Genomic DNA, 19,162 nt, shown 5'->3' with positions numbered 1-19,162 from the left:
AAAAATGGAATATAGGAAAATTCCATTAGTTATATGTCCTTTCCAACTTACTTCCACAGTAGTTATCATTAAACTATCGAAGAACTATTCTCCTCCTTTACCTATTTTTCTTTCTCAGCTCCTCTCACAAGCTCACCTATTATATGCTGTGTTTTTTTCATAGAACTTCACCACATCGGAATTTTACCAAATTCATGAAATTATGCTAGTATCTTATAATAAATTAGTTAAAGGTTTGAACTACTTATGAAAATAAAAATGTTGGGCACTTTCCTGTTAATTATAGTTGTATTACTTACAGTGTTTTTTCTCTTTGCAAACAGTAACAGTGGTGTCTCCTATGTAACGATTATTGAAAAAAACGAAAATGTTGAAGGTGAACTTTATATTACGGTTGTCAATCCGCACCTATCCGAAGCCTATAAAGAAGAATTTGATATTTATATTAAGGACAAGAGTACTTGGAATTTACTGAAAGAAGACATCATGTATATCGCAAGTTTTACAAAAAAGTTTAAAAATAGTCCATATATTTTAAGAGAAATAGACTACATTTCCTCCATGAAATCAAATAACAAGGAAGAATTGCAATAATTGAAGCCTAATTTCTTTAATTATGAACCCGACCTTAAACTTAATCTAGTTTTATTACTAAACAAACAAGGAGGCAGAGACAAAACTCACGAATAATTGATTATACCATTCTAGCTCCCCGCCAGTTCGCTCACCCAAGACACTTCATCCGTGGGGTGGCGAGTGGATTTCGGCATGGCCACTACTTCCCACCGGAGTCTCCGTGTCTTGTGTCCGCTAGTTTACGTCTTTCATAGAGAATCTATTCGTTCAAAAAACCCTCCTTTTTCCAAAAAAGGAGGGTTCATCGTTCATTATTAATGTTTGCATCCATTACACATTTTTTCGAATTTCTCTAAAGTGATGTTTTAAATCAGATTTTGTCCCAGCCACCTCAGTCCATAGAAAATTATGTGTTTTTCCAGTGCCCAAATAGCTCATTTTTGAAGTTACTGCTAGCAAACCTCTCTTTTACTTAATTAAGTGGAAGGAATGAGAATGCCGACTCATGCAAGAGGAAAGAACAAGTGGAAAGACACCAGCAAGACGATTAGTCCAACGCCCTTTTGCGGAAAGCGCGCAATCCCATTACCGGGAGCGAACAGCTGGACACCTACAATATTTGGATGCATTGATTCATGCGTATTGTCCCATTCTCTTTATTATTTTTAATCACTTAAATACATAAAACCTACCGCATTTTTAATTTCTCTAATGTAACTACATTCTTTATTATATTAATTTAGCTAATGCATCACTGATTGGTGTAACTGGGCGTCCTAGAACTTTCTCAAAATCATTGCTTTCCACATCTAATGAGCCATTCCGAATACTTTCTTGAATTCCTACTAATAACGGAATGATAAACTCTGGTAACCCTAAGCTTTTCATAATCTCTGCATATTCTTCGTCACTCACTTGTTGGACAGGGATTTCTTTATTTAATACTTTACCAAGGGCAGAGACCAATTCGTCCTGTGTTAATAGTGGACCCGATAATTCATACACCGTATTTTCGTGACCACTTTCAACTAAAACGGCAGCAGCAGCATCTGCATAGTCTTGTTGCAATGCCCAGCCCACTTTACCTTTTCCGGCAGAAGTAATCCAAGTGGCTCCAGCTATAGCTCCTTGAATGCTACTGATTTCATTTTCTAAATACCAATTGTTTCTTAAAAAAGAATAAGGAATACCCGTTTTCACAATGGCTGCTTCTGTCGCTACATGGGGAGGAGCCATTAAATTTTGACTTTCGGTTGCATTAGCCAAACTTGTGTAAGCAATAAATTTAACTTGTGCCCGTTCTGCTGCTTGAACAGCATTAGTATGCTGATGAATTCTTGTTTCATTATCCCCATCAGCCGAAATTATTAATAAGCGATCAATTCCCTTAAAAGCCGTATCTAAGGTTTCCGGAAGGTCAAAATCTCCATAACGAACCTCTACCCCTCGTTTACGAAGGTCTTCTGCTTTTTCTGGGTTTCTCACACTTACCGCTAACTCACTTGCAGGTATCATTTTTAATAATGACTCTACTATCTTTGAGCCCAATTTTCCTGTTGCACCTGTTACTAATATTTTCATCGTCTATTCCTCCATTTGTTATTTATTCAACCTGAAACAAACATCATTACATGTAATTATAATAATTACATGTAACCGTTTTGTCAACACGTTTACAACTTATAAGTGATCGTAATTATTTTTTAGGAGCTTCATCAATATAATTAAAAAAACCCAAATGTTCGTTTTTACTCAAACACGTAGGGTTTCGTTCAAAAAATTATGTATTTAGTTCTTTTATAATTCTTGCTGGATTTCCACCTACCACAACATTATCTGGAACATCTTTCGTAACGACTGCACCTGATGCGATGACAACATTATCTCCTACCGTTACACCTGGATTAATGATTGCACTTCCTCCAATCCAAACATTATTTCCAAAAACGATTGGTTTCGCATATTCTTTACCTGAATTTCGTTCTATTGGGTCAATTGGATGAGTTGCAGTATAAATTTGTACACCTGGCGCTAGTAAACAATGATCTCCAAAACGAACTTCACAAACATCTAGTATCGTACAGTCAAAATTCGCAAAAAAGTTTTCTCCTACATGTGTATTATAGCCGTAATCAAAGCGTATATTCGGCTCCATATATACATGTTCTCCGGTTGAACCGAGTAATTCCTTCAACATACTTTTACGCATTTCTTCTTCTGTTTCTAATGTTTGGTTGTATAATCTCACCATACGTCTCGCTTTTACACGGTCTTTTACTAGCTCTGAATCAGCGGGATCGTACATTTCTCCAGCTATCATTTTTTCTTTTTCTGTTCTCATATGATGTACCTACTTTCTATAAAAAAATATTTTTTTATCTTTAATCTATTTCTTCAAACTCTGTAACCTTTAATAGTTCCAGCTCAATATTTAATTCAGCTAGTAACTCATTAAACTCAGACTGTGACAAACTCGCACCAACTAAAGCACGCTGGTTTTTATCTTCTATGAAATAATCTAATTCTCCATTAGGTTTACCATCACTATCTAATTTTTCTCGTTCCATAATAATATAATTTTCATCAAGATTTACTCTTACAATTTTAGCCTGAGTTATTTTTTTACCACTTAGATGCTCTCCTTCTTCATCATAAATCAAGTTTGCCTGATGCGCAGAGGTGTACATGATTGAATAATGGTCATCTAAAACATAGGAAGGATTATACATACCTGCACAACCTGTCATGAAAAGTAAAATAAATAAAAAAACATGTATCAGTATCTTTTTTATAACCAAAACCTTCCTTTCTATGAAACCTGTGCTATGCTTTTATTCAAGAACAGTATACCATTTTGGTGTAATTTTAAATCCACCTTTATTAATATAATTACTAGCTGGGAGGGCATTTTTCCATGAAACATCAATTTGAGAACGAAAAAAGGTTAGCTGGAGGAAATATCTCAAATGTTTACCGTAAAGGAAATACTGTTCGACGAGAATTGAAACCAGAGAGTACCCATATTCATAAATTACTAAAACACCTCGAAAGCAAAAATTATGATTATGCACCTACGTTTTTAGGTATTGATGAAAACGGTAGAGAAATATTATCTTATATCGAAGGAGAGGCTGGAAGCGGTTCTATAAAAAATTACATGTGGTCTAATGATGCTCTAGAAATAATAGCTAAAATGCTTCGTGGCTATCATGATGCTGTAAATGACTTTCCCATTGACGAAAGCTGGCAGCCAATCGACAACACTCCTCTGCCATTTGAGGTGATTTGTCATAATGACTTTGCCATATACAATATTATTTTTGCTCACAAAACGCCAGTAGGAATTATTGATTTTGATGTAGCAGGACCAGGCCCAAAACTTTGGGATATCGCCTACACTTTATACACATGCGTTCCTTTAAGCAGACTATACTATACGGAAAAAGGGGAAGCTGTCTACTATCATTCAAAGGATGCTTCCACTAAAAAAGAAAGAATTCATTTATTTTTTCAATCCTACGGACTTAAGAGAGTAGATATTCGATTAATAGAAATGGTTTTACTTCGATTAAAAGGCTTATGTAATACGATTAAAAGAAAAGCAAGAAATGGTGACATAGCCTTTCAAAAAATGATAGAAGAAGGGCACTTACAACATTATGAGCAAGATATTACATTCATTAGCCAAGAAGGAGAAAATTGGGTATAAGACATCCGTATAAAATCAGTTGCCGAGTTAAATGCTTTTCATCGCGCTCATCATGCTCATTCTTATTCACATTATCATTTGAATTTGGTGTTAGCTCTGGACATTTGTTGGTTAAGGTGCAACCAGTTCAACTTTAACTCGGTCGGGGTCTTCGAAATAAACGGCATAATGGTTCTCTCCACCAGCAAAAGGATGCTTATCTTTATAAAGAATTTCAACACCCTTTTCTTCTAGCTTTCTTGTCATATCGTTTATGTGTTGACGTGAACTTGCATGGAATGCTAAATGATTTAAACCTACTCGACATCTATGATAAGGAATGTCCATAAACCGTTTTTCTACTTGTACGAAAACAAGATAGGTCTCTCCTAATTTCCAACTGTGACCAGTTCCCCATACTTGGTAAGATTCATATCCTAATTCCTCTAAAAGCCAACCCCAAAAGTGGGTTGATTTTTTTAAATCTGAAACATAAATTTCAATATGGTGAATAAGACCTTTTGACATTTGAGCACTTCCTCTACCTAATTACTTTATCCTTTTAACAAGGCTTATAACATCATCATTCATATCTTATAATGAAACCCGAACGATTTGGTTTTTGATTTTCACTTTAGGTAGATGCTTTCCCAATGGCTTGCCTTCAGCTAACTCTGACTATGCAGAGCGTCGTCAGAGTTAGCTGATCCTTTGGGAGTCACTACCTACCGTCACTCATTTAAAAACATAATAGAAATATATTTTTTAATAGGATTGAAAATAATTTTATAATAAATTATTCTTTATTACATCAATATTGAGTCATTTAAAGAAAGGAATGTGTGGATATATTTGACGTCAATATGTCCATACGAAAAGGATGGATGAATCCTGAATCTATTACTAATCTTGAAGATTTAATCACAAAAAATTATTCAAATATAACAGGAATTGTAATCTCTAAGAATGTCCATTTAGTTTATGAAAAATATTTTGATCGGTATACAAAGGATGATCTAGTACATGTAGCATCTGTAACAAAAAGTATTACATCTATCCTTATTGGTATTGCAATAGATAAAGGATATATAAAAAATATCGAACAAAAAGTATTAGAATTTTTTCCTGATTATACAATTAGGCGTGGCGAAAAATATATACAACTTATCACCCTTAAGCATTTATTAACGATGACTGCCCCTTATAAATACAAGTCAGAGCCATATACAAAGGTTTATTCAAGTGATGATTGGGTAAAATCTGCATTAGATTTACTAGGGGGAAAAAATGAAGTTGGTGAATTTAACTATTCTACGATTGGCACAAATATTTTATCAGGTATACTTTCGAATGCAACTGGTCAATCTGTGAGTGATTTTGCTACACAGAACCTTTTTAAGCCTTTAGGAATCGACGCTCCTAAACCTACATTTATACAAAATAAAGAAGATTATTTAGCTTTTCTTAAGGATAAATATGTCACTGGTTGGATAGCTGATCCTAAGGGTGTGAATACCGCTGGCTGGGGGCTTACTTTATCCCCAAGAGATATGATCAAAATAGGGCAATTATATTTAAATGGAGGCAGGTGGAATGGCAAAGAAATTCTCTCAACCAAATGGATTGTGGACAGTACAATGGAAAAAAGTCGATGGAGAGAGCTATCTTATGGTTACTTGTGGTGGATTTTAAAGGATGGTTATGCGGCTTTAGGCGATGGCGGAAATATCATTTTCATAAGCCCCCAAAAAGAAATAGTTATTGCCATTGCCTCTCGCTTTATGCCACGCACCAAGGATAGAATTGAATTGATTAGAAGTCACATTATGCCGATGTTTCAATAGAGGGTGAAGTTTTAATTTAAGGAAAAAAAGAAATTAATAATACTCCCCCAGAACTCACACTCCTTAAATATATAATTCTTCTAAGAAGTTTCAATATTAAGCTTCACTAGAGTATTGCTAGTTCTTCATTTTCTGAGATTATATTAAATTATAGTTTTATTGTTAATTCATCTATAATTTCTGAATCAGACAATAGATTATTTTTGATGTAACGACTATCTAACCATTCATCAGTTCCTAAAATGAATATTCCTTGTAAATCATAGTGAAATGTAAAAGCAGGCTTCTGCATTTCATCAGTAATACTAACCTCTAACTTGTTGAGCATTTTACCATCATCTAACTCATGAACAACTAAAGTAAATAAGGAATCAAGCCCAGAAACAGTTAACGCTGGGTAAATAATCTCTAAATCTCGTATACGCTGAATGCGAACTTTAAAAATCTTCGTATTTTCACCTTCATGATAGATTGTATAATGTAAGGATTCTTTTTGCAGCAACTCTTCTACTAGTTCACTTGAATATGTCTCAAGATATATAAAATAATGACTATCAGAATAAGCAACATTCACTAATTTTTTTAATAAAGGAAAGAAGTCATAACCAGAGCTTAAACTAGCCTCTTTATAGGACGCTAACTCAATGATTCTATTATGAATTGACTTTATACGAATTGGTAATACCGTTTCAAAGCTCTCATTATTCGATATATATACATTTAAGGAAACAAACACCTTAACTCCTCCTAAAAAGTTCACTTTTTTTCTTTTTAACTTTGCGTCTTAAGAATGTGTCAATCATATTTTGTGTGTGAAAATGGATATTTATTTATAAACTATACTTAAGAAATTCAAGCCTTTATAAGGTGTGTATGACAAGCCTAGAATATTTATTATAGTGAGGTGTTTATTTATCATTGGTTTTATATTCCTTTGTCTATTAGGCTCATCTATTTTTGCAAGTGTCTATTATTTCATCTTTTTATATCCTTATTTTAGTATTTTGGGTTTCATTTATATAGCTACTACATACTTCATTTTATTTATGGTGTTTGCCGTACCAACTCAGATTTTACTTAGAAGAGATCCCCAAAAATACTCTTTAAAGCATTTATCTGTCTATATAGGCGTCGCTATTGTAGGTACTTTTATTTTCTCTAGCATATTCTTATTTGATTTCTCTTCTATTACTATATCAACTTTTTTTGAACTATTATTGATGTCAATATATAACGCTACTGTTTATTGGTTATTAGACTCCATTATAGTATTAGATGACTAGATTATTTTTGTGAAAATTAATGGTTCCTGTTCTAAAACTTTAAATTGAGGTGATTATGATGAAAGAACCTAATGAGGTTGGTACTGTCATTTTTTATATTCTTTGTAGTACCCTAGCTTTATTTCTAATTTGCTTTGTTGTTTTTTTACTAATGATTGCTTATGTTGGCTATACATCTAATTAATTCTATTGGAACCAGAAGGTTACTTCAATAAAAAAACCCAAATATTGTTCACTTTTTTAAGTGTCCAATATTTGAGTTACCGTTCATCTTTAATGTGTATTTATCGCTGTTGTAATCGGATAACAGATTTGTCGTTATCCCTTACAACATAAGCAAGTGTCGAACCATCTCTACTAACAGTAAAGCTGTCAATTTTGTCATCTTCACCTAGCTCCGGTGTGTGAGCAACTGTTGAAGTATCATCATCTAAATTAAAATGAATGAATTCATCATCATAGTTGAACATCATGACGCTGCTATCTGCTAGTGGGTATGTCGCAATACCCTCCCCTAATTCCACAGATTCACCTGTTTCAATCTCATAGGCAAAGTGAGTCATTTGACGCTCTTCAACGATTGCATATAGAATAAAACGATCATCTGCTGTAAGAATCGATGTTTTTGATTTCTCATTATTTGAAAAGAAACCTTCTTCAGCTGAATAGATAAATTCAGCAGTATCGTTCTCTAAGTCATAGTGGAAAATTCCAACATCAGCAACAGTCGCATACATCTCCGTCCCATCATTTGTAATGGCACCGTGAGGATAGCTTGTTAGCTCATCAAGATCTACTTCATTGGCTACCGTCTCTGTCACATCCAGTTCCTTAATCTCATTTGCATCTATATCCCAAATATACATTTGTACGACTTCCTCATCATAATGATTAAGAATACCGATAACCTGTCGCGGATTTTCTGAATAGTTAGACCCCAACGTCGTAATATAATTATCCCAGTCATTATCCATATAGTACTCATTTAGTTCGCCAGTTGATGGATTAAGTTCGGCTACCCAGTAGCGTTCCTCGACTGGTTTATCACGATCAGAATGAGAATAGACAATCATTCCGCTTTCAGAAAGCATTGGCTGGATCGCCGGGTCACGCTCCGGTATATCAGCTTCTTTAGTATCTCCATCAACCCAAACCTTTGAACCTTCAATTTGCGTAAACTGTCCTGGCTTCTCAGCCCATAGTACAGTATCACCATTTCCACTTATGTAAAAAACCGGGTCGGAAACATGTCCATCTACAGCAATTTCTTCAGTTAGGCTGTATCCTCCAGCCTCCATTGGCGTGCTTTCATTCTCTTCTTCTTGATCACTTTCATTTTCTTCATCTTGAACACTTTCGCTCACTTCGTCTTCTATGCTTTCATTTTCTAATGCTGTATAATCCTCATTTGCCCCACATGCACTTAATAAAAGCGTAGATAAAACTGCAAGCGTGCCATATTTCCATTTTTTATTCATAATCGCTCTCCTCCGCTGTCTCATATGACTGATCTAAAAGATTTTTATTTATTAGTATTAATATATAAAAATATGAAAATTAATACATGTTCTAAACAGTAGCATAAATATGGGTTTATTTGTTAAATTCCACTAACAAAAATCATCAAAATAGTAACATAGTTTTATACAGAATATACATAATACTACACATACGTTTAAAAACAATAATAAAGAAACCCTTTTTCAAGGATTTCACGAACATTCACTCACTTTTTATTTTTGACGAATACATAAATCATACTTATAACAGCAATTAAAGCCGTAGCAATGATTCCCGTCATTACAGTGCTTTGAACTGATACGGTTGGATTAGCCAACCAATGGTAAGCTAAAAGTATTATCAATCCTATTAATGCACCAGCCAATACCTTTGTCAGCATCCTGAAATATGAAATACACACCCACCTGCCTTAAGTAAAAACTTTTTAATTTCATTCCCATATTTAACTAATCAAAAACACATAAATATGTAAAAATGCTAACTATTTTAAAATGTTCAAAATCAAAAATAGTAAAATATACTAAAGAAATTTAAAGACTTCTACATTATGAAGGGAAGTCTTTTATAAGAATTATCATCAAGAATGCCTATTTATTTTCATCGTTTTAAATGACTTATATAGAGATTCATATACTATTTATTAATTTTAGCACTAGAAAGCTTCATCCTCACTAATCGTATAAATTATAATTAATACGACTGGAACAACAACAAGTACAACTACTATTTCAAATATCGTGGTTGTTGTAAGTTCAGTAGTCCCTAATATTGGTAGTTCAAAGTAATTAAAGTAATGAGTGAATAATTAATCTCCGAAAATAAAAGAATGGATGAAGATACGAAAGCGATAAGTAATTCTATCGATCAAACTTACTGAGCATCAACCATTATTAAATGACTTACCATTTTAAAGAGAGTTATACTATTCTTATGTCACAAACTTGGTTGGTTAATGTGAAATAAAACGTAGGTAGTACTAGGAGGAAAAAAGTGAAGAAAACTTGGATACTAAAAGAAGATTTTAATAATGAAAGTTTAAATGAAATGCTTACATGGAGATGTGAACCAAAGAATTGGTTTTTAGACAAAAACACTTCTCAACTTGTTTTCCAAACCGATCAAGAAACCGATTATTGGCAAAAAACTCACTACGGTCTTGAGGTTGATAATGGACATTTTCTCTATACAAAAACGAACAAGAATTTTAGAATAACAACAAAAGTTAAAGTCTTGCCAAAATCAAAATATGACCAAGCAGGACTAATGATTAGATTTTCAAAAGATATTTGGGTGAAAACTTCTTTAGAATACATACCGAATGGTTTAAGCAAACTGGGTGCAGTTGTTACCAATAGAGGCTATTCGGACTGGTCTACTCAATATGTTGACTGTCAAGAAGTACAACTATATTATCGCATATCCAAAATTGAGCAAAATTGTTATGTGGATTTTTCTTGGGATGGAGAGGAATGGAATCAAATTAGAATCGCTCATTTAGACGTGCCTGTAAAATCAACTGTTTTAGCAGGAGTCTATGCCTGCAGTCCTCAAGGGAAAGAACAAGAAGTACGCATTGATTTTATTACAATAACAGAGCTTGATAATGATCCAACATCTGCGTATTTGTAAGTTCTTTCTAACATTTTTTAGCTGGTAGCAACTATTTTAGATAAGTAATTTAAACAAAATACACCTATTAAAAAGGAGTTTTCAGTTTAAGAAATATGCCTCTGGCATCTATCAGTATGTAGCTTACTCTTTTCTTAAATGTCCGTTTATAAAATCTTGTCCCTAGATAGTGTTGGGTAACGATTATATGGCTAATAAGACTTTTGAAAACATCTTATAGTATGACTTTTCGTGAACAAGAAAATAAGCATGTTTTAAGATGATAAATCGAAAAATATTTATTATGCATCCCTTATTTAAAAAGGGATGCCCTTTTTATATTTGCAAACTCGCAGGTTATCGTAATAAGAATAGTGTTTTTTAGTTAATTTCATTTCGCTAAATTTCCAGTAGTTCATAGGGTGTTAACTAGATTTGATTTTTTAAAATAAATAATACTACATTCTGAATTCATATATCTCCCCTATCTACTTTTTCATCCATTATAGAGCCGTTATCTCCCAAAAAGGTTTTTCTTTTACTTCAACACCTATTATCTCCTTTGTCAAATGAGATAATATAGTTCGCAAGTAGTTTATATACAAATTATTATATATAAACATTTACATATAATTAATTATAAGATAAACTATATCTAACAACCTAACTGTCAGAATATTTGGTCTTACTAACTATATTTTTAAATGTTGAAAGGATGATTAAAGTGTCTTTACGTTATGCCACACTTGGTTTATTAAGTAAATGGGAAGCTAGCGGTTACGATATTAAAAAAGAATTTCATGATATTATGAGTATTTTTTGGCATACTCACCTCTCGCAAATCTATCCTGAATTAAAGAAGCTTGAAAACGAGAACTTAATAAGCAGTAAGCTTATTCCACAAATGGGGAAGCCAGATAAAAAGATTTATTCCATTACAGAAGATGGTAGAGAGGTTTTATTAAAATGGTTACTTGAGTCAAACGAAATTCCTAAAATAAAAGACTCTTTCCTCATGCAAACCTTTTTTCTGGATAATATCCCAGTTGATGAAGTTCTTCTTAAGCTTAATATGCAAAAAAAAGAACGTCGGCAGCGATTAGAGATTATGAAGATAATGTCAAAAGAGAAATTAGAAAGTATAAAAGAAAGAAACGTGATGACAGCAAGGATTTTAATGGCATCAGCCGTTCTAAGGCGTGGGATCGAACAAGAAAAACAATATATTAAATGGTGTGAAGAGACCATAAGCTTAGTTGAATACTGTAAATATCTTTGGGAAAAAAATGATGATTATCTGACACCTAGCACTGAAAATGTTGAATCACAAAATACCACTTCTATTCCTTTTACTGAAGTTGAAGATGTCCTCTTAAAGTATTTTGCAGATATAGTAGATGAAGTTTAATTTTAAATAAAAGGTAAATAATCGCAGTTATTCTTAAGAAATAAGTAATGTATGGGAGTGATTTATAATTGATGTTATTATATTTAATTATTGGGTATATTGCATTATATTCAGTCATATGGCTACATGAAGTGGGTCATGGGGTTATGTACGCAAAATACAAATGCAAAGACAATCCTTTCAAAGTTCATGTGCCATTTTACTTATTTTTTTCTACACCAAGACCTGTGAACGAAGATAAGGCCAAATCACTGAATCATAAACAACTCTACATTGTTGGGATTGGCGGTATTGTCGTTAATCTAATCTTCGGTATTCCAATATCTATTATTTTACTGCTTACAGACTTACAAAACACATTATTCATCTTTTTTCTCTATTCCTTTTCCCTCTTCCATTTGGTCGAAGCTGCCACTTATATGGTAATTAGCAATATCTTCTTATCAAGTGATATGAGATTAGTCGAACAATACAACTCTAAATTGAGAATCCCTATTTTTATCATCGGTTTATTTATAGTGGCTTTAATCATTTATATGCTTATCCATTGTCCCGCAAGCTGGAGGCTTGGATTTATCTTATCTATTGTTATTATGACACTATGTATGGGTTTAGGCAGAATGATTTTCACCAAAATACATACAGCTAAATAAAATCTTGCATTAAAAATATAAAAGAAAACTAGATCAAGAATTTCACTTTGTAAACCAAAAGGAACAGTGAAAAAACTGTTCCTTTTCTAAAATTTAAACTTCAGCACACCATAATTCTATCTCTATCTTTAATTCAGGTAATCCTAATGCTGAAATATATGCAATTGTCATAGAAGGATATTCATCCTCAAAAAATTCATCCCATTTAAGGTATAGATAATCCCAGTCTATTTCTTCTGTAGCCCAAATATTAACTTTAATAACGCTATCTTGTGACAACCCCTCTGATTCAAGAACTTGTTTCATATTAGCAAAAGTGTTCGTTATTTGGTCGTTTATATTTTGAGGAACATTACCATTTATATCTGTCCCTATTTGACCAGAAGTTACAATTAAGCCAGCACCTTTTGGTACCCTGGTAACATGACTATAGTTCCCAACAGGCTCAGGCATTGATACAGGGTTATTTCTAATGATTTTTTCCATAAATATTACCTCACTCACTATATTTTTTCTACGAATTTCTCAATATTAGATATACTTCACCAATTATTATCTAATCAATAAAAAACAGCAGTTGAGTATCCATAACCCATTGATAAAAACAAAAGCATTTTCTTTTTCATAGTATGGACACTCCTTTCTTTATAATGAGGGCAATATATTTTAAAAATTTAAGGATAAATTTATCAAAGTTAATTATACCAAATAGATTATACGGTTAACAGATATTTCTTAAACTAACGGGAACTTAGTTATTTAAAAAAGGTACCATAAATTAAGTCTAATTTACAAACTCCTTATTCTTACTTCCATAAATCCCCCTTCTCATTACAGCATTCACACAAATATTAATATAACGTCTTCTCCTATCTAACTGTTTCTAATTCTAACCATTCATCTGCTGCAGCTTCAACTAATTTGTGATGCTTATTGGCTATGATATCATATTCAAACTCTCTGTTTGACGTAAAATCATTAGTCTCCTCTCCAGCTTAAATCGCCAATGAACTTTAACTTATCAAAAGACGATTATTATCAAGTTGCATTATACAGTTAAACTGTATATAGTGTAACTATATAGTTTAACTGTATATTATAATTTAAAAAGGTGGATTATTATGGAGCGAAACCGCCAGTTACCGTTAACCGAAACAGTCTATTACATTTTACTAGCCGTTATCGAACCTGCACATGGTTATTTAATTATTCAAAAAATTGATCAACTCAGTAATGGTCAGGTTAAAATGGCAGCAGGAACCTTATACGGTGCCATTGAAAATTTAATGAAGCTACAGTTTATTCAGCCTATTGCTAGCAAAGACAGTCGGCGTAAGGTTTATGAAATAACAGAAAAAGGACGTGAAATTCTCCAATTAGACCAAAATCGTATGCAACATATGATTAACGTAACCACATCATTGTTAAATAATGAAGAGGAGGATAATAGATGAAGAAATTCAAACATTTTTATGATTTTAACAGTGAAGAAAAATGGTTAAATGATATGGCCAAGCAGGGATTTCAACTAATTAAATCAACCTCATGGAGCTACAAATTCACTCCTAGCAAACCAGAGAACACTAAAATTAAACTTGACTATCGTGTTTTCAAAAAACATGAAGATTACGAAGATTATCTTGCTTTGTTTGAAGATAGTGGTTGGAAGCATATTAGTGGCACTTACCGTTCTGGTCATCAGTACTTTAAGCAAATTAAAGACCATGCAAGCGATGATATTTTTTCAGACGGTGAGTCTCGGGCAGCACGTTATAAGCGACTGTCTGACAAATTAACAACAATAGCCTATTGCCTCCTACCTATTTGGGCAGTCATAGTCACGCTAGAGATGAATAATTGGAATGATGGCACTCCCTTATTTGCATCGGAATTATGGGGGAAAAACTGGACAGAATTTTGGAGAACCTTTTTTCCTGAAACATTCTTCTCTACAATTAGACTGTTTCTCCTACTGGTATTTCCTTTCACCATTCTGGTTAATTTCTCTTTCGCTTTCAAAGCTAATAAATTATTTAAACAGCAGCTGGAAAAATAGAATAGTGTATTCATACATTCATTAAATTAAATTTCATCTGGGAAGGGAGTTTTTATCAAGAAGTCGTTTGGGTTAGTGGATTGTCATCAAGGTGAATCGTTTAAATTTATTGTAATGGGAAAAACACCTGTAAATAGATAAAATCAAACTGATCAATCATATCTAAATTAAGTAGCTCTACAAACTAATCATAAACTGTATTTATAGTATGTTCTCATTCCCCTCTTAGATAGACAGAAACATGGTCTATCTAAGAGATTTTTTTATAGAACAATAAGAAGAACATCATAATTAGTCACTTAAATCCTCTTAAAAATATTTTTCCCATTTCATCTATTAATCCCTTACTGTCAAAAGAATTTTAATTTTTCCTATCCTTTCACCCTATCTATCAAAATACTTTTTTTACCTTCAAAAATTAAGACTTTCCACAGTCATACAGAGTTTTACACCACCAGTAAAAATATGTTAGTATCCATAATTGAAAAATAAAAGAAAGGCTTGAATTTCTATGAAATTAAAAATTTGGGGCATAATTATTCTTGTCATTATTATAATAATTGCTGCTTTTGCGTTCTTTACATATAAAACTAATTCCACATCCTACATAACGCTCATAGAAAAAAGTGAAAATGAAGAGGGCGACTTTTATATCACCGTTGTGAATCCGCATCTTCCTGAATATTATATAGAAGAATTCGATATTTTTATTAAAGATAAAAGCACTTGGAATTTACTTAAAGAAGACATCATGTATATTGCAACTTATGAAAAAAGGTTTGAAAATAGTCCGTTTAAATTAGTAGAGATAAACTACATAAACTCCATGAGAACAAATAGTCCGGAGAATATTCAATGATCGATTCTTTCATAAATAAAAGAAAGGTTTGAAGTTCTATGAAATTGAAGATATGGGGAATGATCGTTTTTATCATCATTATTTTATTCATAACTTTTTTGTACTTTGCAAACACCACTAATATCGCTTCCTACATAACCATTATAGAAAAAAGTGAAAATGATGAGGGCGACTTTTATATCACCGTTGTGAATCCGCACCTGTCCGACTATTATATAGAAGAATTCGATATTTTTATTAAAGACAAAAGTACTTGGAATTTACTTAAAGAAGACATTATGTATTTTGCAGAGTATGAAAAAAGGGTTGAAAATAGTACGTTTAATTTAGTAGAGATAAACTACATAAACTCCATGAGAACAAACAGTCCGGAGAATATTCAATGATCAATTCTTGCGTCATTTAAATAAAAAATGAACTCACCAAAAAGAAGTTGACTATATTGAAGCTCCCTCAGTAGAGGGTTTTAAAGTTAATTAATAAACTATTATGACTTACCTTTAGATAAGTAGATAAAACCATTCTATTTTATAAAAGCTAAAATTTTAAAAAAGGAGGTGTTTATTTATCATTGGTCTTATTTTCCTTTGCCTATTAGGCTCTTCTTTATTGGCAAGTACTTATTATTTTATTTTTTTAACTCCTGGCTTCAGTTTTCTAGCTTTGATTTACATATGTTCTTTTTATTTTATCGCATTTTCTGTAATTGCTTTACCAACACAAATAATACTTAGAATAAAACCAAAAAGATTCTCTATTAAGTATCTCTTTATTTATATTATTATTGCTTATATTGGTTCATTCATTTTTTCTATTTTGTTTATAACAAGTCTTTCCTCCATTACAACATCTGATTTATTAGTGCTATTAAAAATGGGTATCTATAATGCTATTGTTTTTTGGTTACTAGACTCTATCATTCTTGATGAGGATTACATATTATGATAGTTCAAAAAAGTCTATTCTACATTGTAGCTTTAGACTTTTTCTTTTTCAGCTTTAAAGAAAACAAGGATCAAATATTTCGTCAGTCCATACGTTAATTCTGACTATAATCACATGTAAATGAATAATTCAATAAAAAACGGCCTTTCGATACAACTGGCATACCACTCGTTTCATAACAAGTATTTGTCGCATTATCAATTAATTGATAATTAAAATACGATTTTACAAACAGAGAAAAGATCAATAGTAAAGTTAATAAAGTTACAACTATTAGAGTATATTTTAAAATTATAGACAAACTCCATCACTCTCTTCATTTCGAAGTAAAAGCCTAAGTTAAATGATTCTAATTATTGCCTTTTTTCTTTATTACTTATACGATAATTTGAATCCTTGAAGTCACAGTCAAAACCAGATATCCTTGTTTGTGATGACTGACGCCTCTATTTTTGTTTCTTTCTTTTTATAATAATAACTGTAGTTAATACGGTTATTAACAAAAACATACCTTTAATCATGTACTCTCACCTCACTGTATGTGTGAACATTTGATTGTTTAAAAATCTCTTTTTTTTATTGTTGAATGAAAATTTTTTGAATTATTTGAAAACTAACCTGAATATTAATAATTTTTTCTCGAAATATGGCGGAATACCAATGGCATAAATAGAGATAAAAGCAAAATACATAACGTTACCCACCAACCTAGGGTTTTAAAAATATCCTCAGGGTTACTAACGGTATAACTTAAATAAGCTAGTAACAAAATCACTTGAAGTATTTTCAAAGTTTTTGCATTTGCTTCATTTCTTTCGGCTACAATTCTCTCATCTGTTTCTAAAACCATTAGTTTTGGATCCTTTTTAATTTTAAATATTTTTAAGAAAGAGACTAACGCTACACTAAAGGGAATAAGTGATAGTGCTAAGAACACTTGATTATTAATATACGTAATACTCCTTGTTTCAAGAATAAACCAAGCGACAAAAAGAACACTGCTAACAAGTAACAATAAAATTACGGTTAATTTCTTTTCTTTTAAAAACTTAATGGTATTCACCATCATTCCTCCCAGAACAAATCATTTAATGTTTTATTTAAAGCCTTACATATTGCTGTACACAATTTTAGACTTGGGTTATAGTTTCCAGTTTCTATAAAATTAATGGTTTGCCTAGTTACACCAACCATATTAGCCAACTTTTCCTGAGATAAATCTGCTTCAGCTCGGGCACTCTTCATTTTTATATTTTTCAAAGAAAACCTCTCCTTCTGTATTTAAAATATATAAAAAATCACATAATGTCAATTATAATTTACATTTAGTCATATATATCAAACAAAAAACCCTTCCTTTAAGAAGAGTTCTTTGTTTCTCTCATGTTTTTAAAATTTACACCTAGAATTTGAACCTTCTTAAAAACGTCCAAATTTACATGATCAAGATGTGAAACAGTAACATCGAATAAGGTGTAAAGCACAAAAATAGAATGGTGCATGCAAGGTTTGTTCGGATGACATAGTTTCAACACGTTGGCTCCTATTGGATACCACTTACCACACATAGTGATTATTATCTTCAAGGAAACAACGTTTTGTTTTGTTAACTAACACTCATACCTTAAGTGGAATCATTCACAAAGTTCTTACCAGTTCTTTCGTTTACACAAAGAAGTAATATGCGCAAGATGATGTCGACCATGCCATGCGTAGATTCCAATATTTTTACCTACTGAAACTTCTCCTGATTCTGGGTGCATAAATGTCTTTTCCATATCAGCAGGAGTAAGACTAAGTAAAAGGTGGGTCCAGCGCTTATGCAAGGCTTCGAGCAGTGATAGTGAAATATCGATTGGTAATTTATAATCGTAAAGTTCCGCCCATTCCGTTTCGTCATATGGTTTAATTACAGGTTTTTCTTCTGTAAGAGCCCATTTAAAGCGAACATAGGCATTCATATGACTATCTGCAAGATGATGTATTACCTGTCGAACAGTCCACCCTTCCAGGCGATAAGGTGTATCAAGCTGTTCATTGTCCAAGTTTTTTACAGCACCCCGTAATAAATTTGGTAAAGCTTCAATCTCGTTTATCCAATCCTCTGTAACACGGTTAGTAATCTCATGATTAAATTCAAATTTTCCAACTGGATATTTCAAATCCATCTACTATTCCTCCTAAAAACTCTTTGTAATTTTTGGAGATAACTAAATGAAATTTCAAAAAAAAGTAATTCTATCTCATTGAATTTCGCCTTTTCAAAAGTATAGCATCATTACCTAAAGTGAAAATCAAAAATCTAATCGTTCGGTTTTCATTATAAGATATGAATGATGAAATTGATTCACTTGAACTTATCAAAATAATCGATAATATATTGTTCTAAGAAACAACCCTTGTACCAGGTTCATATCCTGCCCTTCTGAGAACTAGTTGTATATACTCTCATTCATTCTGATTCAGTTAATTAAGTGTGTCTTCTCTTTTCTTACATCATTTCTATTTTTACTATAAATTCATTTCCTTTTTTACTATAGTTTTATTTGTTTAAAGATTATAAAATGAATTCAATAAATAAATTATAATTAAAAGATAAATTTATTTTTAATAGTTTGTATCTGAATCAATTTCATAAAGCCTATCTCATGAATCACGCAAGAATCCAATTTTCATTTTATTGATTTTTGAAAATGAATTTAAGCTGCCTGGGTCATCTCC

The 19,162-nt window shown here is 32.1% G+C and carries 24 protein-coding genes; 13 read left to right on the top strand and 11 right to left on the bottom strand.

Features of this window, described 5'->3' with window-relative positions:
- The first annotated feature begins 246 nt into the window (after window positions 1–246).
- Window positions 247–594 carry a hypothetical protein gene (locus tag AZF04_RS07180; protein ID WP_061948161.1) on the top strand — a complete coding sequence of 116 codons (348 nt, stop codon included), beginning with the start codon at window positions 247–249 and terminating at the stop codon, window positions 592–594.
- A 711-nt stretch (window positions 595–1,305) separates the two neighbouring features.
- Here the strand turns inward: AZF04_RS07180 and AZF04_RS07175 are convergent.
- From AZF04_RS07175 to AZF04_RS07165, 3 genes are all read right to left on the bottom strand, one after another.
- Entirely contained in the window at window positions 1,306–2,157 is an 852-nt protein-coding gene (locus tag AZF04_RS07175) for an SDR family oxidoreductase (RefSeq protein ID WP_061948160.1), read from the bottom strand.
- A 199-nt stretch (window positions 2,158–2,356) separates the two neighbouring features.
- A complete protein-coding gene (locus tag AZF04_RS07170) occupies window positions 2,357–2,917 on the bottom strand; it encodes a sugar O-acetyltransferase (protein ID WP_061948159.1) in 561 nt (186 codons plus the stop codon).
- 40 nt (window positions 2,918–2,957) lie between these two features.
- Window positions 2,958–3,305, bottom strand: coding sequence for a hypothetical protein (locus AZF04_RS07165; RefSeq protein ID WP_061948158.1), 348 nt, complete (start codon window positions 3,303–3,305; stop codon window positions 2,958–2,960).
- A gap of 185 nt (window positions 3,306–3,490) precedes the next feature.
- Between AZF04_RS07165 and AZF04_RS07160 the strand changes: the two genes are divergently transcribed.
- Window positions 3,491–4,285 carry a phosphotransferase gene (locus AZF04_RS07160; RefSeq protein ID WP_061948157.1) on the top strand — a complete coding sequence of 265 codons (795 nt, stop codon included), beginning with the start codon at window positions 3,491–3,493 and terminating at the stop codon, window positions 4,283–4,285.
- Between the two features lie 111 nt (window positions 4,286–4,396).
- Here AZF04_RS07160 and AZF04_RS07155 read toward each other — a convergent pair whose 3' ends face one another.
- On the bottom strand, window positions 4,397–4,792 hold the full coding sequence (locus AZF04_RS07155; protein WP_061948156.1) for a VOC family protein: 396 nt from the start codon (window positions 4,790–4,792) through the stop codon (window positions 4,397–4,399).
- Between the two features lie 314 nt (window positions 4,793–5,106).
- Between AZF04_RS07155 and AZF04_RS07150 the strand changes: the two genes are divergently transcribed.
- The gene (locus AZF04_RS07150) at window positions 5,107–6,108 is read left to right on the top strand and encodes a serine hydrolase domain-containing protein (protein ID WP_235599942.1); all 1,002 of its coding nucleotides are present in this window, start codon (window positions 5,107–5,109) and stop codon (window positions 6,106–6,108) included.
- Between the two features lie 148 nt (window positions 6,109–6,256).
- Here the strand turns inward: AZF04_RS07150 and AZF04_RS07145 are convergent, their stop codons facing one another.
- Window positions 6,257–6,844 (bottom strand): hypothetical protein, encoded by a 588-nt coding sequence (locus tag AZF04_RS07145; protein ID WP_061948154.1) that lies wholly within the window; start codon window positions 6,842–6,844, stop codon window positions 6,257–6,259.
- A gap of 133 nt (window positions 6,845–6,977) precedes the next feature.
- On the opposite strand from AZF04_RS07145, the gene AZF04_RS22030 reads away from it, so the two are divergent.
- A complete protein-coding gene (locus AZF04_RS22030) occupies window positions 6,978–7,391 on the top strand; it encodes a UPF0715 family protein (RefSeq protein WP_082795380.1) in 414 nt (137 codons plus the stop codon).
- 58 nt (window positions 7,392–7,449) lie between these two features.
- Window positions 7,450–7,575 (top strand): hypothetical protein, encoded by a 126-nt coding sequence (locus tag AZF04_RS21750; RefSeq protein WP_268753413.1) that lies wholly within the window; start codon window positions 7,450–7,452, stop codon window positions 7,573–7,575.
- Between the two features lie 100 nt (window positions 7,576–7,675).
- Here AZF04_RS21750 and AZF04_RS07140 read toward each other — a convergent pair whose 3' ends face one another.
- Window positions 7,676–8,869, bottom strand: coding sequence for a hypothetical protein (locus AZF04_RS07140; protein ID WP_061948153.1), 1,194 nt, complete (start codon window positions 8,867–8,869; stop codon window positions 7,676–7,678).
- A 248-nt stretch (window positions 8,870–9,117) separates the two neighbouring features.
- Complete coding sequence (locus tag AZF04_RS21150) at window positions 9,118–9,276, bottom strand: hypothetical protein (protein WP_156479544.1); 159 nt, start codon at window positions 9,274–9,276, stop codon at window positions 9,118–9,120.
- 626 nt (window positions 9,277–9,902) lie between these two features.
- On the opposite strand from AZF04_RS21150, the gene AZF04_RS07135 reads away from it, so the two are divergent.
- From AZF04_RS07135 to AZF04_RS07125, 3 genes are all read left to right on the top strand, one after another.
- Window positions 9,903–10,541, top strand: a complete 639-nt coding sequence (locus AZF04_RS07135; RefSeq protein ID WP_082795379.1) for a DUF1349 domain-containing protein — start codon at window positions 9,903–9,905, stop codon at window positions 10,539–10,541.
- Window positions 10,542–11,244: 703 nt separating this feature from the next.
- Complete coding sequence (locus AZF04_RS07130; RefSeq protein ID WP_061948152.1) at window positions 11,245–11,928, top strand: PadR family transcriptional regulator; 684 nt, start codon at window positions 11,245–11,247, stop codon at window positions 11,926–11,928.
- Between the two features lie 68 nt (window positions 11,929–11,996).
- Entirely contained in the window at window positions 11,997–12,581 is a 585-nt protein-coding gene (locus tag AZF04_RS07125) for a hypothetical protein (protein WP_061948151.1), read from the top strand.
- A 93-nt stretch (window positions 12,582–12,674) separates the two neighbouring features.
- Here the strand turns inward: AZF04_RS07125 and AZF04_RS07120 are convergent, their stop codons facing one another.
- On the bottom strand, window positions 12,675–13,067 hold the full coding sequence (locus AZF04_RS07120; protein WP_061948150.1) for a RidA family protein: 393 nt from the start codon (window positions 13,065–13,067) through the stop codon (window positions 12,675–12,677).
- A 635-nt stretch (window positions 13,068–13,702) separates the two neighbouring features.
- Between AZF04_RS07120 and AZF04_RS07115 the strand changes: the two genes are divergently transcribed.
- The 5 genes from AZF04_RS07115 to AZF04_RS22025 all read left to right on the top strand — a co-directional run bounded on the left by AZF04_RS07115 (window position 13,703) and on the right by AZF04_RS22025 (window position 16,441).
- A complete protein-coding gene (locus AZF04_RS07115; protein WP_061948149.1) occupies window positions 13,703–14,035 on the top strand; it encodes a PadR family transcriptional regulator in 333 nt (110 codons plus the stop codon).
- The gene (locus tag AZF04_RS07110; protein WP_061948148.1) at window positions 14,032–14,637 is read left to right on the top strand and encodes a DUF2812 domain-containing protein; all 606 of its coding nucleotides are present in this window, start codon (window positions 14,032–14,034) and stop codon (window positions 14,635–14,637) included. Before AZF04_RS07115 ends, AZF04_RS07110 begins: the two co-directional genes overlap by 4 nt.
- Window positions 14,638–15,148: 511 nt before the next feature.
- A complete protein-coding gene (locus AZF04_RS07105; protein ID WP_061948147.1) occupies window positions 15,149–15,496 on the top strand; it encodes a hypothetical protein in 348 nt (115 codons plus the stop codon).
- A gap of 38 nt (window positions 15,497–15,534) precedes the next feature.
- Window positions 15,535–15,882 (top strand): hypothetical protein, encoded by a 348-nt coding sequence (locus tag AZF04_RS07100; protein ID WP_061948146.1) that lies wholly within the window; start codon window positions 15,535–15,537, stop codon window positions 15,880–15,882.
- A gap of 181 nt (window positions 15,883–16,063) precedes the next feature.
- Complete coding sequence (locus tag AZF04_RS22025) at window positions 16,064–16,441, top strand: UPF0715 family protein (protein ID WP_082795377.1); 378 nt, start codon at window positions 16,064–16,066, stop codon at window positions 16,439–16,441.
- Between the two features lie 625 nt (window positions 16,442–17,066).
- Here AZF04_RS22025 and AZF04_RS07095 read toward each other — a convergent pair.
- The 3 genes from AZF04_RS07095 to AZF04_RS07085 all read right to left on the bottom strand — a co-directional run bounded on the left by AZF04_RS07095 (window position 17,067) and on the right by AZF04_RS07085 (window position 18,609).
- Entirely contained in the window at window positions 17,067–17,504 is a 438-nt protein-coding gene (locus tag AZF04_RS07095; protein ID WP_153017229.1) for a hypothetical protein, read from the bottom strand.
- A 2-nt stretch (window positions 17,505–17,506) separates the two neighbouring features.
- Window positions 17,507–17,701, bottom strand: a complete 195-nt coding sequence (locus AZF04_RS07090) for a helix-turn-helix transcriptional regulator (protein WP_061948144.1) — start codon at window positions 17,699–17,701, stop codon at window positions 17,507–17,509.
- 389 nt (window positions 17,702–18,090) lie between these two features.
- Window positions 18,091–18,609, bottom strand: coding sequence for a YfiT family bacillithiol transferase (locus AZF04_RS07085; protein WP_061948143.1), 519 nt, complete (start codon window positions 18,607–18,609; stop codon window positions 18,091–18,093).
- Window positions 18,610–19,162: the final 553 nt, after the last annotated feature.

The sequence above is a fragment of the Alkalihalobacillus trypoxylicola genome, assembly GCF_001590785.1.
In the GTDB taxonomy this organism is placed as follows: Bacteria; Bacillota; Bacilli; order Bacillales; family Bacillaceae_D; genus Alkalihalobacillus; species Alkalihalobacillus trypoxylicola.
Note: the sequence above shows the minus strand (reverse complement) of the source record. Positions and strands in the feature narration are given on the sequence as shown.

Excerpts from the sequence above, each read along its gene's own strand:
- AZF04_RS07105 (WP_061948147.1), top strand. The coding sequence starts at position 15,149 with ATGAAATTAAAAATTTGGGGCATAATTATTCTTGTCATTATTATAATA.
- AZF04_RS07160 (WP_061948157.1), top strand. The coding sequence starts at position 3,491 with ATGAAACATCAATTTGAGAACGAAAAAAGGTTAGCTGGAGGAAATATC.
- AZF04_RS07155 (WP_061948156.1), bottom strand. The coding sequence starts at position 4,792 with ATGTCAAAAGGTCTTATTCACCATATTGAAATTTATGTTTCAGATTTA.
- AZF04_RS07165 (WP_061948158.1), bottom strand. The coding sequence starts at position 3,305 with ATGTATAATCCTTCCTATGTTTTAGATGACCATTATTCAATCATGTAC.
- AZF04_RS07110 (WP_061948148.1), top strand. The coding sequence starts at position 14,032 with ATGAAGAAATTCAAACATTTTTATGATTTTAACAGTGAAGAAAAATGG.
- AZF04_RS07120 (WP_061948150.1), bottom strand. The coding sequence starts at position 13,067 with ATGGAAAAAATCATTAGAAATAACCCTGTATCAATGCCTGAGCCTGTT.
- AZF04_RS07140 (WP_061948153.1), bottom strand. The coding sequence starts at position 8,869 with ATGAATAAAAAATGGAAATATGGCACGCTTGCAGTTTTATCTACGCTT.
- AZF04_RS07180 (WP_061948161.1), top strand. The coding sequence starts at position 247 with ATGAAAATAAAAATGTTGGGCACTTTCCTGTTAATTATAGTTGTATTA.
- AZF04_RS07100 (WP_061948146.1), top strand. The coding sequence starts at position 15,535 with ATGAAATTGAAGATATGGGGAATGATCGTTTTTATCATCATTATTTTA.
- AZF04_RS07175 (WP_061948160.1), bottom strand. The coding sequence starts at position 2,157 with ATGAAAATATTAGTAACAGGTGCAACAGGAAAATTGGGCTCAAAGATA.
- AZF04_RS07170 (WP_061948159.1), bottom strand. The coding sequence starts at position 2,917 with ATGAGAACAGAAAAAGAAAAAATGATAGCTGGAGAAATGTACGATCCC.
- AZF04_RS07115 (WP_061948149.1), top strand. The coding sequence starts at position 13,703 with ATGGAGCGAAACCGCCAGTTACCGTTAACCGAAACAGTCTATTACATT.
- AZF04_RS07085 (WP_061948143.1), bottom strand. The coding sequence starts at position 18,609 with ATGGATTTGAAATATCCAGTTGGAAAATTTGAATTTAATCATGAGATT.
- AZF04_RS21750 (WP_268753413.1), top strand. The coding sequence starts at position 7,450 with ATGAAAGAACCTAATGAGGTTGGTACTGTCATTTTTTATATTCTTTGT.